This is a genomic window from Streptomyces sp. NPDC046805 (assembly GCF_040645355.1).
Classification (GTDB): Bacteria; Actinomycetota; Actinomycetes; order Streptomycetales; family Streptomycetaceae; genus Streptomyces.
In genome coordinates this window covers 36,944-50,678 of the sequence record NZ_JBEYYC010000024.1, presented here as the reverse complement: position 1 = coordinate 50,678, position 13,735 = coordinate 36,944, and the positions used below count along the sequence as shown (strand labels likewise).

Below are 13,735 nucleotides of genomic sequence, written 5' to 3'. Positions count from 1 at the left end.
TACGGAACCGTCTCGTATCTGAATTCCTTTACCGAGGCCTTACACAGGGCCGGTTCACCCGGGGGGTGCTCTGGCCCTCGACGGCACGAGGTGCCACCATGGAGGCGATCCGGGGACGCCGTCAGGGCGCCTCGAGATGACGTTAGGAGCCGTTGCAATGACGCAGCTTTCGGCTGCCCAGAACAAGCCCTCCGACGGCAGCAAGGCGCTGTACGGGGGCAAGGGCACACGCCGCATCACCGTCCGCGACATCGCCCTCGCCAAGGAGCGGGGCGAGAAGTGGCCCATGCTCACGGCGTACGAGGCGATGACCGCCTCCGTCTTCGACGAGGCCGGCATCCCCGTGATGCTGGTCGGCGACTCGGCGGGCAACTGCCACCTCGGGTACGACACGACCGTGCCCGTCACCCTCGACGAGATGACCATGCTGTCGGCCGCGGTGGTCCGCGGCACCCAGCGCGCCCTCATCGTCGGCGACCTTCCCTTCGGCTCCTACCAGGAGGGCGCGGTGCAGGCGCTGCGCTCGGCGACCCGCCTGGTGAAGGAGGCAGGGGTCGGCGCCGTGAAGCTGGAGGGCGGCGAGCGCTCGCACGATCAGATCCGCCTGCTGGTGGAGTCCGGCATCCCGGTCATGGCCCACATCGGCCTGACCCCGCAGTCCGTCAACGCCATGGGCTACCGGGTCCAGGGACGCGGCGAGGAGGCGGCCCAGCAGCTGCTGCGGGACGCGAAGTCCGTACAGGACGCGGGCGCCTTCGCGGTCGTGCTCGAACTGGTCCCGGCGGAGCTGGCCGCCGAGGTCACCCGTGTGCTGCACATCCCGACCGTCGGCATCGGCGCGGGCCCGGAGACGGACGCGCAGGTCCTGGTGTGGACCGACATGATGGGGCTGACGAGCGGGCGGGTCCCGAAGTTCGTCAAGAAGTACGCCGCCCTGCGCGAGGCCATGGGCAACGCGGCCAAGGCCTTCGCGGAGGACGTCGTGGGCGGCACGTTCCCGACGGAGGAACACTCCGTTCACTAGCAACACCCCAGACCACTGCGGAAACACCACGGACAGCCCCGTCGACTTCCCCCATCGACGGGGCTGTCCCCTGTTTTTGCGCCTTAAGCCGGCGCCGCTCTCACGGAGCCGGCCGGCGCCTCGTCGTGGTTCCTCAATTGATGGTTGCGGTGCTCGTCGCGACGTTGTCGGTGGCTTGTAGGCGCTGTCGGCGTCATGTCGGTGGTCTGTCGGTCGGCGCTGGCACTGTCGCTGCCATGACGCGAATCGACAAGAACCCCAAGGGCGCGAGCCACGCGGTGAAGGTACGGGGGCTGGTCAAGCACTACGGCGAGACCAAGGCGCTGGACGGCGTCGATCTGGACGTGCGCGAGGGCACCGTCATGGGTGTGCTCGGGCCGAACGGCGCCGGCAAGACCACCCTCGTGCGGATCCTGTCCACCCTGCTGGCTCCCGGCGCCGGACACGCGACCGTCGCCGGCTACGACGTCGTACGGCAGCCGAGGCAGCTGCGCCGGGTGATCGGGCTGACGGGGCAGTACGCCTCGGTGGACGAGAAGCTCCCCGGCTGGGAGAACCTCTACATGATCGGGCGGCTGCTCGATCTGCCCCGCAAGGAGGCCCGCACCCGCGCCGACGAGCTGCTGGAGCGGTTCTCGCTGACGGAGGCGGCCAAGCGGCCGGCGTCGACGTACTCCGGCGGCATGCGGCGGCGGCTCGACCTGGCCGCGTCGATGATCGGGCGGCCCGAGGTGCTGTTCCTCGACGAGCCGACCACCGGTCTCGACCCCCGCACCCGCAACGAGGTCTGGGACGAGGTCAAGGCGATGGTCGGGGACGGCGTCACCGTCCTGCTGACCACCCAGTACATGGAGGAGGCCGAGCAGTTGGCCTCCGAGCTGACCGTCGTCGACCGCGGGAAGGTCATCGCGAACGGCGGCATCGAGGAGCTGAAGGCGAAGGTCGGCGGCCGGACGCTGCGGGTGCGGCCCGCGGATCCGCTGGAGCTGCGCCCGCTCGCCGGAGTGCTGGACGAGCTGGGCATCACCGGTCTCGCCACCACGACCGTGGACACCGACAGCGGCACGCTGCTGGTGCCGGTGCTCAGCGACGAGCAGCTGACCGCCGTGGTCGGCGCGGTCACCGCGCGCGGCATCACCATCTCCTCGATCAGCACCGAACTGCCCAGCCTGGACGAGGTGTTCCTGTCCCTCACCGGCCACCGCGCCGGTGCCCCGCAGGACTCCGAGTCCGCCGACACCCGTGAAGAGGTCGCCGTATGAGCACCGCCACCGCCACCGTCCGTACGAGCGATGCCGCCGATGCCCGTATCCCGCTGCGCGGCCACCTGCGCCACACCGGGGCCCTGATCCGCCGCAACCTGCTGTGGATCAAGCAGGACCCGGAGTCGGTGTTCGACGCGCTGCTGATGCCGGTCGTCTTCACCCTGCTGTTCGTGTACGTCTTCGGCGGCTCGATCGGGCAGGCGCTCGGCGGCGGCCAGGACCAGTACGTGCAGTACGTGATCCCCGGCATGATCGCGATGATGAGCATGACGTTGTCCCAGGGCGTCGGCACGGGCTTCAGCCAGGACTTCAACTCCGGTGTCATGGACCGTTTCCGGTCCCTGCCGATCGGGCGCGGATCGGTCCTGTTCGCGAAGATCGCGGTCGAGCTGGGCCGGATGCTGTTCGCGACGACCGTGCTGATGCTCGTGTCCGTCGCGGTCGGCTTCCACATCACCCACTGGTCCGGACTGTTCGCCGCCGTGGGCCTGTCCGCGGTGTTCGCCTCGTCGATCATGTGGGTGTTCCTCACGCTGGGCGTGATCCTGAAGAACGCGCAGTCGGTGCAGGCGATGGGCTTCCTGGTGCTGTTCCCGCTGCAGTTCGGCTCGTCGATCTTCGCGCCGACGAAGTCGATGCCGGGCTGGCTGCAGGCCTTCACCGACTACAACCCGCTCTCCACGCTGGCGGACGCGGCGCGCGGCCTGATGGTGGGCGGCCCCATCGCGCACGACCTGTGGGTGACACTGGCCTGGTCCGTGGCGATCACGGCGGTCATGGCGCCGGTCGCGATCCACAAGTTCCGTACCAAGAGCTGACGTTCGGGTCCCTGCGGACCGCGCCGCCTTCGGGCGTGCGGGCGTCAGATCAGGGCGGTGGCCTCCGCGAGGGAGAGGCCACCGCCCTCGGCGTACGCGGCCTCGTACGCCGTGTCGTCGAGCACGGTCCGGAGCCCGGCCACGGCGTGGTCGCACACGTGGCGCTCCACCGCGGAGCGGACATGGCCGGGCGGCAGCAGGGCGTCGGCGGCGGCCAGGCACCGGGCGGCGTCCCCGGCACGGCCACCGCCGTCGAGGCCGACGAGGGCCATCGCGGCGATGGTCAGACAGATGGACGGCAGATGCGGGGCGATGGTCTGGGACAGGGGTTCGGCGGCATGCCGCACCGACCGGCGGATCTTCTCCAGCGAGTCGGTGTGGGCGCCGTCGAGCGTGTCCACCCAGGCCTCCTGGGCGAGGATCATCGCGTCGAAGACGACGAAGTGCGCGATCTTGAACTCCTCGCGCAGCCTGCGGAGTTGCTCGCGCGCCTCGGCGACGCGGCCGGTCTGGGCGAGGCGGGCGGCGAGGAAGAGGTGGGCGGCGGGCATCGACTCGTTGTGCGTGCCGGCGCCACGCTCGATGACCTCGCGCAGCAGGCGCTCACCGCGTTCCGCCTCGCCCGTCTCGAGGAGCACATTGCCGAGGCGGGCGCCGAGGACCGCGGTCTGGGCGCGGGCGCCGAGGCGTTCGGCGTGCTCCATGGCCGCCTCGTAGTCGGCGGCGGCCTTGGCGTACTCGCCCTTGCGTTCGTGCGACTCGCCGCGCGCGGAGAGGGCCTCCGCGGTGCCCCAGTCGTCGCCGAGGCGCCGGTAGATCTCCAGCGACTCGTCGGCGTCCTGGGTCGCGTTGCCGGCCCACTCGGGGCGGTTCGCGAGGAGGTTGGCCCGCATCTGGAGGGCGCCCGCCAGCTCCCACTCGTAGCTCGGCGTCTCCCGGCAGGTGCGCACGCAGGCGTCGAGGATCGAGATCAGCCGATCCGTTCCGCCGGTCAGCATCACGGCGAAGAACCAGACCATGCCGGGGCTGCGCGTCAGCTGCGGGAGCCCGGGCTCGTAGACCTCGGTGATCGCGCGCAGCTTGGCCTGGGCCTGCGGTGTCTGCCAGGCGTCCAACTCGGTGTCCATGCAGGCCAGATGGGCGAGGTGGACCCCGCGCCGGGCCTCGACCAGGTCCTCGCCGGTGAGCGGCGGCGGGACGTCGGTGGCGCGCCGCCAGACCGGCTGGGCGCGCTGGACCGGCTCGGCGAACGGGTCGGGGCCGAGGGAGATCGCCTCGCTGCACCAGGTGCGGGCCTCGATCCGCAGGTCGCGCATCTGCCAGTACCAGACCAGGGAGAGGACCAGGCAGAGCGCCTCCTGCTCGTCCCGCTCGGCGACGGCGCGGCGCAGGGCGGTGCGCAGGTTCTCGTACTCCAGCTGGGTCCGCTCGACGGCGCGGCGCTGGTCGGGGCCGCGCAGCAACGCGTCGTTGGCGCGGGCGAGTTCACGGAAGTAGACGAGGTGGGCGTGCTCGGCCGCGGCGCGGTCGCCGGCCTGATCGAGCCGTTCGCCGGCGTACTCGGCGACGGTCTCCAGGAGCCGGTAGCGCATGTCGCCGTCGGGTGAAGGGGCCGCCACGACAAGGGACTTGTCGACCAGGGAGCCGAGCGCGTCGAGGGCGACGAGGCCGCAGACGGCCTCGGCGGCGGCGAGGTCGCAGCCGCCGGCGAACACCGACAGGCGGCGCAGCACGTCCCGTTCGTCCTCGTCCAGCAGGTCCCAGGACCAGTCGACGACGGCCCGCAGGGTCTGCTGGCGGGGCAGCACGGTACGGCTGCCCGAGGTGAGCAGCCTAAAGCGGTCGTCGAGGCGGTCGGCGATCTGCCGCGGGGTGAGCATCCGCAGCCGGGCGGCGGCCAGCTCGATGGCCAGGGGCAGTCCGTCGAGTCTTCGGCATATCTCGGCGCAGGCGGCCGCCGTCTCCGCGTCGGCGTAGGTCCGGAAGCCGGGCCGGGCGGCGGCGCCGCGGTCGGCGAGCAGCCGCAGCGCGACCGGCTCGGGCAGCGGCTCCACGGGCCGCAGCAACTCCCCCGGCACGCCCAGGGGTTCACGGCTGGTGGCGAGCACGGTCAGTCCGGGGCAGCGTTCCAGCAGCCGCTCCACCAGATGGGCCGCCGCGTCCACGACGTGCTCGCAGTTGTCGAGGATGATCAGCATGCGGCGCCGGCCGCAGTGCTCGACGAGCCGCTCGACCGGGTCGTCGTACCGCTCGGCGACGGCCCGCATGTTCTCGGCGCCGGCGCCGTGCAGCACGGTCTCGCGGGCGCCTATCGCGGTGAGCACGGCCTCCGGTACGGCGTCCGGGTCGTCCACGGGCGCCAGCTCCGCCAGCCACACCCCGCCCCGGCCGGCGTCCCGCACGGTCTCGGCGGCCTCCTGCGACAGCCGCGTCTTCCCGGCCCCGCCGGGCCCGAGCAGCGTGACGAGCCGGGCCGCCGCGAGGTCGCCCCGGATGGCCTCGATGTCCGCCTCCCGGCCGACGAAGGACGTGAGCCGGGCGGGGAGGTTGCCCACGGGCGCCTCCTGCCGCGGCACGCCGGCGTCGGCCGCGGCCACGGGCTCCGACCTCAGCAACTCGGCGTGCTGGGAGCGCAGTTCACCACCCGGGTCGGAACCGAGCCGGTCCGCGAGCAGCTGTCGTACGTCCTCGTAGGCAGCGAGCGCCTCGGCCGTACGGCCCGCGTCGCGCAGGGCGCGCAGGCGCAGGACCTGGAGGGGCTCGTCCAGCGGGTGGCTGTCGCACAGGGCGGTGAGCTCGGGCAGCACCTGTTCGGCGCCGCCGAGGGCGAGGGCGGCGGCGTGCCGGGCGCGCAGGGCGTCGAGGCGGCGGGCCTCCAGGCGCGTGGCCTCGGCCGTGCGGTCGGGCAGATCGGCGAGGGCGGGCCCGCGCCACAGGGCGAGGGCGTCGTCGAGGACGACGGCCCCCTTCGCCGCGTCACCGTCGGCCAGCGCGCGCAGCCCCTCCCCCACCAGCCGCTCGAAACGGTGCAGGTCGATGTCGTCGGGCGCGGCGGCGAGCCGGTAGCCGCCCTCCGCCGAGGCGACGGCGTCCGCGCCGAGGGCCCGCCTGAGCCGCCCCACCAGCGCCTGGAGCGCCCCGATCGCGTCGGCGGGCGGATCCGCGCCCCACACCTCGTCGACGAGCAGACTCACCGGCACGCTGCGGCCGGGCCGCAGGGCCAGCACGGTCAGCAGGGCACGCAGCCGCGCTCCGCCCACGGGAACGGCCGTGCCGTCGGGGCGGAGCGCCTGGGTGGTGCCGAGGATGCGGTAGCGCACGAGGTCCATTGTCACCGGGGACGCCCCGGCTCCGCCTCCGGGTTTCAGACGCGCAGGAACTGGGAGGAGTCGAGGGTGAGGATCTGGTCGGCGACCGGAATCTCGATCTCCTTGCCGAAGGGGCCGGACACGGCGCACTGGTAGGTGCCGTTCTCCGGCTGGGTCAGGAGCTTCCAGGATGCGGCGAGGACATCGACGATCAGGTACGCCGGGATTCCGCGCATGGCGTAGTGCTCGGGCTTCGTACTGTAGTCGCGGTTCTTGCTCTCCGGCGAGACGACCTCGACCACGAAGGGCAGCAGCGCCTCATTGATCTCACTCTTGTCCGAGCGGACCTGGTCCAGGGGAAGCGCCGAGGCGTCGGGCTCCGGTTTGTAGCCCTCTCGGGCTGGGACAACCGAGAACTCACCCACCGGGACCCAGCCCGGCAGTCGGTCCTCGATCTGGTTCTCGATGCGCCGCTGAGTCGTCCTGTGCGCGTGGGTCACCGGTACCGAGGTGAGCCCGTTCTTCGTCAGCCGGAGGCGGGCGCTCCTGGGCACCTCCATGGCTTCCTGCACGGACTCGACCCAGTCGTCGGTGATCGTCATGGCCACCTCCTCGATCGACTCGACTACAGCGTAACGACTACCAGGAACCTCCGGTCACCCGCACGACGTTCACCCCACACCACCGGTACGGTCGACCGCACGGCCGCCACCGACCCGACCCAGGAGCCCCATGACCACCGCCACCACCCGCCCCGCCGACCGCCGGATCAGCCCGGTCTTCCTCGGGATCCTGGCCATGACCGCGGTCACCGGCTGGGCGACCTGGACGGGGTTCGCGGCGCAGCCGGGCATCGCCGTCTTCCTGTTCGTGACGGCGGCCTGGATCGTCTCGCTGTGTCTGCACGAGTACGCGCACGCGCGGACCGCGCTGCACGGCGGGGACATCACCGTCGGCGCCAAGGGCTATCTCACGCTGAACCCGCTGAAGTACACCCACGCCCTGCTGAGCATCGTGCTCCCGGTGCTATTCGTGATCATGGGCGGGATCGGGCTGCCCGGCGGGGCGGTGTTCATCGAGCGCGGCCGGATCCGGGGCCGCTGGCGGCACAGTCTGATCTCGGCGGCGGGCCCGCTGACGAACGTGCTGTTCGCGGCGGTGTGCAGCGCGCCCTTCTGGCTCCACGCCCTGGACGGGGTGCCCCTCGGCTTCCGGTTCGCGCTGGCCTTCCTCGCCCTGCTCCAGGTCACGGCCGCGATCCTGAACTTCCTGCCGGTGCCGGGCCTCGACGGGTACGGAGTCGTCGAGCCGTGGCTGTCGCGCGGCATCAAGCGCCAGGTGGAGCCGTTCGCGCCGTTCGGGCTGCTGTTCGTGTTCGCGCTGCTGTGGGTGCCGTCGGTCAACAGCGCGTTCTTCGACGTGATCGACACGATCCTGCACGCGCTGGGGATCAACCCCGTCGACCAGTACTGCGGCCAGGCGCTCTACCGCTTCTGGCAGGGCGCCGACCAGGGCTGCCTGGTCAGCCCGTGACGGACTCGCCCCGGCCACCGGCCCGGCCGCGCTTGACGTAGTACCAGGCCATGTTGGACGACAGGCCCGCGAGCAGCACCCAGACGATCCCCAGCCAGCTGCCCTGGACGAAGGAGACGACGGCCGCGACCGCGGAGAGGACGCAGACGGCGAGGGCGTAGAGGGCGAGGCGGGGCATGGGGTCGGCTCCTGTCGGGGGACGTCCGGGGATGTCGAGGGGACACTGCTTGCTGAACGGCTCCCAGTGTCCCCCATGGGGTCATACGTCCGTGATCCGGAGCCCCGCGTGCGCCTTGTACCGGCGGTTGACGGAGATCAGGTTCGCGACCAGGGCCTCCACCTGGTGGGCATTGCGCAGCCGGCCCGCGTAGACGCCACGCATGCCGGGCATGCGCCCGGCCAGCGCCTGGACGAGGTCCGTGTCGGCCCGCTTGTCGCCGAGGACCATCACGTCGGTGTCGATCTCGGCGGTCTCGGGGTCCTGGAGCAGGACGGCGGACAGGTGGTGGAAGGCGGCCGTGACCCGGGAGTCCGGCAACAGGACGGCGGCCTGCTGGGCGGCGCTGCCCTCCTCCGGCTTCAGGGCGTAGGCGCCCTGCTTGTCGAAGCCGAGCGGGTTGACGCAGTCCACGACGAGCTTGCCGGCGAGCTCCTCGCGCAGGGACTCCAGCGTCTTGCCGTGTCCCTCCCAGGGCACCGCGACGATCACGATGTCGCTGCGGCGCGCGGTCTCGGCGTTGTCGAAGCCCTCGACGCCGTAGCCGATCTCCTCGGCGGCGGCCTGCGCGCGCTCGGCAGCCCGGGAGCCGATGATCACCTTCTGGCCGGCCCGGGCGAGCCGGTAGGCGAGGCCCTTGCCCTGCGGCCCGGTGCCGCCGAGCACGCCGACGACCATCCCGGAGACGTCGGGCAGGTCCCAGGGGTCCTTGGCGGGGGCCTTCGCGGGCTGCTGTGCACTGTCGGTAGAGGTCATGCGGCCGACTCTACGTCCGCCGCCCGCCCCACCGGATCACGCGTCCGCGGTCCCGGTCCTCCCCGGTCGGGCGAATCCCGCCCGAACCCCGCACCCCACGGGGCCCGTTGGGGCAGGATGCGGTCGCATGGACGCCGTACGGGTCACGCTGCTGCGCGAAGTGCTCGCCGGAACCGAGTGGTTGGGGGCCACCCGGCGGTTCGCCGGGGTGCTGCGCGGCTCCGTGGTGACGCACGGCGGCGGGCTGCTGCTGGTGGGCACCCCGGAGTACGAGCCGTGGCACCTGGCGGCCCACCTGGTGGACGAGGCGGCCTGGTCGGGAACGCCGGAGCTGACCCCGACCCTCGTACGGCACGACGCGCGCCCCTCGGATCCGGCGCACCTCGCGGTCGGCCCCGGGCGGATCGGGGCGGCACGGCGGGGCGAGACGCTGATGGTGGTGGCCCCCGAGGAGCCCGCGGCGCTGCTGGAGCGGGTGCACGACGCGCGGCGGGCCGGGGTGACGGTGCTGGCCCTGGGCGCCGGCGGAGGCGAACTGGACGCGCTGGCGCACGAGACGCTGACCGTACCGGACGGGTCCGAGCTGGACCTGGACACCGTGCAGCACCTGGTGAGCGCGGCGGCCGGCGAGAACCCGCTCCCCTCCCCGCGGGGCCACGGCCGTTTCCGGGACCGCCTGTCACGGATCGCGGACCACTTGACGTCGCCACCGCCGGGCGTCTGGTAGCCCGCGCAGATCGCGGCGCCGCGCGGAAATCCGGTTGCCCACGGCAGCTCCCCGGCCGACCATGAGCCGTCGTGACCGACACCGGCGGCCTGCGCGGCCTGCTCCCCGACCTGGCCCCCTGGCGGGCCTCCGCCGACTTCCGCAGACTCTGGCTGTCGGGGCTGATCAGCAACTTCGGCAGCTTCCTCACCCTGGTCGCCCTGCCGGTGCAGCTGAAGGACCTCACCGGGTCGGCCGCCGCGGTGGGCGCGATCGGCGCGGTGGAGCTGGTCCCGCTGATCGTGTTCGGGCTGTACGGCGGTGCCCTCGCCGACGCCCTGGACAAGCGCGGGCTGATCCTGTCGTCGGAGGCCGGACAGGGCCTGCTCAGCACGGCGCTGCTGCTCAACGCCCTGCTCCCGCATCCCGGCGTCTGGCCGCTGTACGTCGTCGCCGCCCTCTCCTCCGCGCTGTTCGCCGTCCAGCGGCCGGCGCTCGACTCGCTCTGGCCGCGGATCGTCGCCCACGCCGACCTCCCGGCCGCGGCCTCGCTCAACTCCCTGCGCTGGACGGTCAGCGGGGTGCTGGGCCCGGCGGTGGCGGGTGTGGTCGTGGCCTACGCGGGACTCGCCTCGGCGTACGCGGCGGACGTGCTGACCTTCGTCGTCTCGGTCGCCCTCGTCGTCGGCATCGCCGCCTCGCCCGCCTCCCACGAAGCCGGCAAGCCGTCCCTGAAGGCGATCGCCGAGGGCACCCGCTATGCCTGGAGCCGCAAAGAACTCCTCGGCACCTACGCGGTCGACCTCGCGGCGATGTTCCTGGCGATGCCGCTCGCGGTGCTGCCGTTCCTCGCGGACGAACTGCATGCCGCGTGGGCGCTGGGGCTGATGTACGCGGCCATCCCGGCGGGGTCGTTGCTGGTGTCCCTGACCGGTGGCTGGACCTCGCGGGTTCACCGGCACGGCCGGATGGTGCTGCTTTCGGCCACGCTGTGGGGCCTGGCCGTCGCCGCCGCCGGCGTGGTGGGGAACGTCTGGCTGGTGCTGCTGTTCCTCACCGTGGCCGGCGGCTGCGACATGGTCAGTGGGATCTTCCGTTCCGCCATGTGGAACCAGACGATCCCGGACGAGCTGCGTGGGCGGCTCGCCGGGATCGAGCTGCTGTCGTACTCGGTGGGCCCGCAGCTGGGCCAGGTCCGCGCGGGTGGCACGGCGGCCTGGCTCGGCGTGCGGGCGTCCGTGGGGGCGGGCGGCCTGCTGTGCGTGGGCGTCCTGGGCCTGCTCGCGCTGTGCCTGCCCGGGCTGATGACCTACGACGCGCGCACCGACGAACACGCGGTCCGGCTGCGCGCGCAGCGGGCGGCCCCGACCGGACCCGTTGCGGGCTGATCAGCCCTCGTCGCCGCCCTCACCGGCCTTTGCGTCGTGCCAGCGCGGGTCGTTCTCCCACTGGAGGTCGCGCTCGTGGGCGGTCTCCAGGGCGTGTTGGGCCTCGGCGGGGGTGGCGTAGGGACCGAAGCGGTCCTTGGCCGGGCACTCCGGGCCTTCCTCCACCTTCTTGTGCTCCAGGCAGTAGTACCACTCGCCCGGCTTTCCGGCTGTCCGCTTCTTGAACACGGCCATGACAGGCTCCTTTCGCCACGGACATGCTCTCCCATGTCCGCTGGTTAGACTCGCTGGCATGTCTGGCCAGTCGCTGCTCGTACCAGGGGAGCTGTCTCCCACCCGTTCGGTCCCCGGAAACATCCGACGCCCCGAGTATGTCGGCAAGCCCGCGCCGACGCCGTACACCGGCCCCGAGGTGCAGACCTCCGAGACCGTCGAGGCGATGCGGTTCGCCGGGCGGATCGCCGCGCGGGCGATGGAGGAGGCGGCGAAGATCATCGCGCCGGGCGTGACCACGGACCAGTTGGACAAGGTCGCCCATGCGTACATGTGCGACCACGGCGCCTACCCGTCCACGCTCGGCTACCGCGGCTTCCCCAAGTCGCTGTGCACCAGCGTCAACGAGGTCATCTGCCACGGCATCCCGGACTCGACGGTGCTGCGGGACGGCGACATCGTCAACCTGGACGTCACGGCGTACATCGGCGGGGTGCACGGCGACAACAACGCCACGTACCTCGTCGGGGACGTCGACGAGGAGTCCCGGCTGCTGGTGGAGCGGACCCGCGAGTCCCTCAACCGCGCGATCAAGGCGGTCAGGCCGGGGCGTCAGATCAACGTCATCGGCCGGGTCATCGAGTCGTACGCCAAGCGCTTCGGATACGGCGTGGTCCGGGACTTCACCGGGCACGGCATCAGCACGTCCTTCCACTCCGGGCTGATCATCCCGCACTACGACAGCCCGCACGCGACGACGGTCATGCAGCCCGGGATGACCTTCACGATCGAGCCGATGCTGACGCTCGGCACGCACGAGTACGACATGTGGGACGACGGCTGGACCGTCGTGACCAAGGACCGCAAGCGCACGGCCCAATTCGAGCACACGCTGGTGGTGACGGACACGGGGGCGGACATCCTGACCCTGCCGTGATCCCCGGTCGGTCCGTGCCGTGATCCACGGCCGAGCCCGCCCTCTGCAGGGGGCGGGCTTCCTCTTGTAGACTTTTACCGACAAGGTGTCGGCAAGTCGTAAAGGGCGTGCCTCATGGACTGCTCCTCCTTCTCGGCACTCATCCGGACCGCTTCCCACGACCGGCACACGGAGGCGGAGGCCTCGACGTTCATGACCGACCTGCTCGGCGGCGGGCTCGGCGTGGCGGCGTGGGCGCGGTACACGGAGCAACTCTGGTTCGTGTACGAGGCGTTGGAGCTCGGGGCCGAGCGGCTGGCCGCGGATCCGGCGGCCGGGCCCTTCATCCGGCCGGAGCTGTTCCGGCTGGCCGCCCTGGAGCGGGACCTGGAGCATCTGCGGGGGCCGGACTGGCGCGCGACGCTCGCCCCGCTGGAGGCCACGCGGGCATACGCGGCCCGGGTACGCAGGTGCGCCGAGCGGTGGCCGCTCGGGTACGTCGCCCACCACTACACCCGTTACCTGGGCGACCTCTCCGGCGGCCGGCTCATCCAGGAGCGCGCCGAGACGACCTGGGGCTTCGCGCGCAGCGGTGACGGGGTCCGCTTCTACGTGTTCGATCAGATCCCCAACCCCGCCGCGTTCAAGCGGAGTTACCGGGAGCGACTGGACGCGGTCGACGCCGACGGCCTGGAGAGACAGCGGATGGTCGCCGAGTGCGGGCGGGCGTTCGCCCTGAACTCGGCGGTCTTCAGGGCGCTGTCCGAGGAGTTCCCGTTGAGCGCGTGAGCGCCGAGCTCAGGGCGAGGCCTCAGCGCTCCAGGAACACCCGGCCGCCGATCTCCACCCAGCCGTGCGGCTGGGGTGCCGTGAGGATCTGGGATCCGGTGCCCTGCCGGATGTTGAGCGCGCGGCCGAGCCGGTCCGTGAGCAGCAGTGCCGCCGCGCCCGTCGCCTCGTCCTCGTCGATGCCGTCGCCGCGGCCGGGGAAGGCGCGGGCACGGACGCGACCGGCGGACTCGTCCTCCCAGGCCCAGGCGTAGACCCAGTCGCCGGGCGGCGGCACGGGCAGGGCGTCCACCTCGGTGGCGGTGGCGTACTGGCGCAGGGTGCGCGGCGGCGCCCACTCCGGGCGGGCCTCGATCCAGCTGAACTCGCCGTCCAGGCGGGCCCCGACGACACCGGCGGGCGTGACCAGCTCGGGCACGTCCAGCAGCCAGGCCGTGCCGACGCAGGGGTGACCGGCGAAGGGCAGGCGCAGGGTGGGGGTGTAGATGTCGATGACGCCGCGCTCGGGGTCGTCGACGAACACGGTCTCGCTGAAGCCGAGTTTCTCCGCGAACGCCTGCCGGTCGTCCGGGTCGGCAATGCGCGAGCCGTCGCGGACGACGCCGAGCTCGTTGCCGTATCCGCCGCCCGCCGCGCAGAAGACGCGCAGCACGTCGTAGTCAGTCACGCGGGCATTCAAACACCACCGCGCACGTAAGGGCGCACGCCGGTGACGTGATGGGCGCGCTGTCGCACGGACCGGAGCCGACCACGTCGCACGTGCGCCGGGGGCGATCCCGTCCGCCGGTCGTGCCGCGAGCGA

General features: G+C 72.2%; 14 protein-coding genes. 8 read left to right on the top strand and 6 right to left on the bottom strand.

From position 1 onward, the window contains the following. Positions 1-157 precede the first annotated feature (157 nt). The 3 genes from panB to ABZ910_RS24485 all read left to right on the top strand — a co-directional run bounded on the left by panB (position 158) and on the right by ABZ910_RS24485 (position 3,107). Positions 158-1,024 (top strand): 3-methyl-2-oxobutanoate hydroxymethyltransferase, encoded by an 867-nt coding sequence (panB, locus tag ABZ910_RS24495; RefSeq protein ID WP_361368811.1) that lies wholly within the window; start codon positions 158-160, stop codon positions 1,022-1,024. Positions 1,025-1,260: 236 nt separating this feature from the next. Continuing rightward, positions 1,261-2,286 carry an ATP-binding cassette domain-containing protein gene (locus ABZ910_RS24490; RefSeq protein ID WP_361368809.1) on the top strand — a complete coding sequence of 342 codons (1,026 nt, stop codon included), beginning with the start codon at positions 1,261-1,263 and terminating at the stop codon, positions 2,284-2,286. Continuing rightward, positions 2,283-3,107 (top strand): ABC transporter permease, encoded by an 825-nt coding sequence (locus ABZ910_RS24485; RefSeq protein WP_361368808.1) that lies wholly within the window; start codon positions 2,283-2,285, stop codon positions 3,105-3,107. The genes ABZ910_RS24490 and ABZ910_RS24485 overlap by 4 nt, the downstream gene beginning before the upstream one ends. A 44-nt stretch (positions 3,108-3,151) precedes the next feature. Here ABZ910_RS24485 and ABZ910_RS24480 read toward each other — a convergent pair whose 3' ends face one another. After that, positions 3,152-6,436: a BTAD domain-containing putative transcriptional regulator gene (locus ABZ910_RS24480; protein WP_361368941.1), complete on the bottom strand. Its 3,285-nt coding sequence runs from the start codon at positions 6,434-6,436 to the stop codon at positions 3,152-3,154. Between the two features lie 35 nt (positions 6,437-6,471). Next, positions 6,472-7,017: a Uma2 family endonuclease gene (locus ABZ910_RS24475; RefSeq protein ID WP_361368806.1), complete on the bottom strand. Its 546-nt coding sequence runs from the start codon at positions 7,015-7,017 to the stop codon at positions 6,472-6,474. 130 nt (positions 7,018-7,147) lie between these two features. Between ABZ910_RS24475 and ABZ910_RS24470 the strand changes: the two genes are divergently transcribed. Then, a complete protein-coding gene (locus tag ABZ910_RS24470) occupies positions 7,148-7,948 on the top strand; it encodes a site-2 protease family protein (RefSeq protein ID WP_361368804.1) in 801 nt (266 codons plus the stop codon). On the opposite strand, the gene ABZ910_RS24465 is transcribed toward ABZ910_RS24470, so the two are convergent. Both ABZ910_RS24465 and npdG read right to left on the bottom strand, forming a co-directional pair. Beyond that, entirely contained in the window at positions 7,938-8,126 is a 189-nt protein-coding gene (locus tag ABZ910_RS24465) for a hypothetical protein (protein ID WP_361368803.1), read from the bottom strand. The two genes, ABZ910_RS24470 and ABZ910_RS24465, sit on opposite strands and share 11 nt — an antisense overlap. A gap of 81 nt (positions 8,127-8,207) precedes the next feature. Beyond that, positions 8,208-8,921: an NADPH-dependent F420 reductase gene (gene npdG / locus ABZ910_RS24460; RefSeq protein WP_361368802.1), complete on the bottom strand. Its 714-nt coding sequence runs from the start codon at positions 8,919-8,921 to the stop codon at positions 8,208-8,210. A gap of 127 nt (positions 8,922-9,048) precedes the next feature. Between npdG and ABZ910_RS24455 the strand changes: the two genes are divergently transcribed. Both ABZ910_RS24455 and ABZ910_RS24450 read left to right on the top strand, forming a co-directional pair. Then, positions 9,049-9,648, top strand: coding sequence for a hypothetical protein (locus ABZ910_RS24455; RefSeq protein WP_361368800.1), 600 nt, complete (start codon positions 9,049-9,051; stop codon positions 9,646-9,648). A 71-nt stretch (positions 9,649-9,719) separates the two neighbouring features. Next, positions 9,720-11,015 carry an MFS transporter gene (locus tag ABZ910_RS24450; RefSeq protein ID WP_361368798.1) on the top strand — a complete coding sequence of 432 codons (1,296 nt, stop codon included), beginning with the start codon at positions 9,720-9,722 and terminating at the stop codon, positions 11,013-11,015. Here ABZ910_RS24450 and ABZ910_RS24445 read toward each other — a convergent pair whose 3' ends face one another. Continuing rightward, positions 11,016-11,249: a hypothetical protein gene (locus ABZ910_RS24445; protein WP_361368796.1), complete on the bottom strand. Its 234-nt coding sequence runs from the start codon at positions 11,247-11,249 to the stop codon at positions 11,016-11,018. It abuts the gene before it with no gap. Between the two features lie 58 nt (positions 11,250-11,307). Between ABZ910_RS24445 and map the strand changes: the two genes are divergently transcribed. Both map and ABZ910_RS24435 read left to right on the top strand, forming a co-directional pair. Next, complete coding sequence (map, locus tag ABZ910_RS24440) at positions 11,308-12,165, top strand: type I methionyl aminopeptidase (protein ID WP_361368794.1); 858 nt, start codon at positions 11,308-11,310, stop codon at positions 12,163-12,165. 114 nt (positions 12,166-12,279) lie between these two features. Then, the gene (locus ABZ910_RS24435; protein WP_361368792.1) at positions 12,280-12,933 is read left to right on the top strand and encodes a biliverdin-producing heme oxygenase; all 654 of its coding nucleotides are present in this window, start codon (positions 12,280-12,282) and stop codon (positions 12,931-12,933) included. A 22-nt stretch (positions 12,934-12,955) separates the two neighbouring features. Here the strand turns inward: ABZ910_RS24435 and ABZ910_RS24430 are convergent, their stop codons facing one another. Next, a complete protein-coding gene (locus tag ABZ910_RS24430; protein WP_361368791.1) occupies positions 12,956-13,600 on the bottom strand; it encodes a PhzF family phenazine biosynthesis protein in 645 nt (214 codons plus the stop codon). Between the last annotated feature and the right edge of the window lie 135 nt (positions 13,601-13,735).

Coding starts and splice junctions, on each gene's coding strand:
- panB (WP_361368811.1), top strand. CDS start 158: ATGACGCAGCTTTCGGCTGCCCAGAACAAGCCCTCCGACGGCAGCAAG.
- ABZ910_RS24485 (WP_361368808.1), top strand. CDS start 2,283: ATGAGCACCGCCACCGCCACCGTCCGTACGAGCGATGCCGCCGATGCC.
- ABZ910_RS24470 (WP_361368804.1), top strand. CDS start 7,148: ATGACCACCGCCACCACCCGCCCCGCCGACCGCCGGATCAGCCCGGTC.
- ABZ910_RS24455 (WP_361368800.1), top strand. CDS start 9,049: ATGGACGCCGTACGGGTCACGCTGCTGCGCGAAGTGCTCGCCGGAACC.
- npdG (WP_361368802.1), bottom strand. CDS start 8,921: ATGACCTCTACCGACAGTGCACAGCAGCCCGCGAAGGCCCCCGCCAAG.
- ABZ910_RS24475 (WP_361368806.1), bottom strand. CDS start 7,017: ATGACGATCACCGACGACTGGGTCGAGTCCGTGCAGGAAGCCATGGAG.
- ABZ910_RS24465 (WP_361368803.1), bottom strand. CDS start 8,126: ATGCCCCGCCTCGCCCTCTACGCCCTCGCCGTCTGCGTCCTCTCCGCG.
- ABZ910_RS24435 (WP_361368792.1), top strand. CDS start 12,280: ATGGACTGCTCCTCCTTCTCGGCACTCATCCGGACCGCTTCCCACGAC.
- map (WP_361368794.1), top strand. CDS start 11,308: ATGTCTGGCCAGTCGCTGCTCGTACCAGGGGAGCTGTCTCCCACCCGT.
- ABZ910_RS24445 (WP_361368796.1), bottom strand. CDS start 11,249: ATGGCCGTGTTCAAGAAGCGGACAGCCGGAAAGCCGGGCGAGTGGTAC.
- ABZ910_RS24490 (WP_361368809.1), top strand. CDS start 1,261: ATGACGCGAATCGACAAGAACCCCAAGGGCGCGAGCCACGCGGTGAAG.
- ABZ910_RS24480 (WP_361368941.1), bottom strand. CDS start 6,436: ATGGACCTCGTGCGCTACCGCATCCTCGGCACCACCCAGGCGCTCCGC.